Genomic DNA, 239 nt, shown 5'->3' with positions numbered 1-239 from the left:
ATACGTTTAAGTAATATGGTTATATAACTGTTTATGATGTTAATATTAGGGTTTAATAACATTATAGGTACTTTTTTCTTAACCACCTCAAAAAACAAAGTATTTTACCGAAAACATGCTTAAATTTTGTATTTAACTACTAAAACATCTTATTAATTTCAATAAAACGTTAAAATATTCTATATAATTTTAAAAAAAAGGACATTTTTTTGATTTTTTGTCAAACAAAACTATATTTA

Origin of the sequence: Mucilaginibacter polytrichastri, assembly GCF_001911425.1 — a bacterium.
Lineage (GTDB): Bacteria > Bacteroidota > Bacteroidia > Sphingobacteriales > Sphingobacteriaceae > Mucilaginibacter > Mucilaginibacter polytrichastri.
This window is presented reverse-complemented; position numbering follows the sequence as displayed.